At 37.5% G+C, this 866-nt stretch carries 1 protein-coding gene; it reads left to right on the top strand.

Going from position 1 to position 866, the window contains the following annotated elements; all coding sequences use genetic code 11:
• Window positions 1–837 (top strand): HAMP domain-containing sensor histidine kinase (locus tag AC3G7N_RS20720; protein WP_489424055.1); only part of this gene is annotated, 837 nt, incomplete at its 5' end.
• Between the last annotated feature and the right edge of the window lie 29 nt (window positions 838–866).

Here is an 866-nt window from a genome sequence, read left to right on the forward strand (position 1 = left end):
AAGAAAATGTCGGATCCTTTATTAAAAATGGAAGGTGCAACACGTAACATTGCAAAAGGGAATCTGGATATACGTTTAAACATTACCTCTAATGATGAATTAGGGTCATTGGCGAGAGCAATCAATGATTTAGCATTTGAAACAAATCGATACCGCACAAATCGAAAAGAATTCCTTGCAAACATTTCCCATGAATTACGCACACCCATATCGTATCTGAAAGGCTATTCACAAGTATTAAAAAAGGGGCTCTACAAGACGGAACAGGAACGAATACAATACCTAGAGATAATCGAAGGCGAATCGGAACGAATGGTAAGGTTAATCAATGATCTGTTTGATTTGTCAAAAATGGAGGAAGGAAAAACAGATCTTCAATTGTCCGCCACCGATCTAATCGAAGTATTGGAAACTTCATTTTCTAAAGTCAAATTAGACCTTCAAAAAAAGGACATAACCTTAAAAAGACAAATTGACAAGGATATACCATATATTGAGGCTGACGGAATACGCTTAGAGCAAATCTTCACCAATTTGTTAACCAATGCAGTCCGGTATACGGAGAAAGGATTTATAAACGTCCAATTATGGAATGATAAGAATAGTGTTCATGTCATTATTGAGGATACTGGAATTGGGATTCCTGAAAACGATCTGCCACTAATTTTCGAACGATTCCACCGAGTTGAGAAATCACGCTCAAGGGATATGGGCGGAACAGGATTAGGATTGGCAATTGTAAAGAATCTAGTCGAACTTCAAAATGGAACAATAGCAGTAGATAGCCAACTTGGAAAAGGAACGATATTTCGGCTTAGCTTCCCAATAGCCAGGTAAGGGGGCAATATGAAAAAATTTGAATGGTT

Source organism: Virgibacillus carmonensis (genome assembly GCF_057836705.1).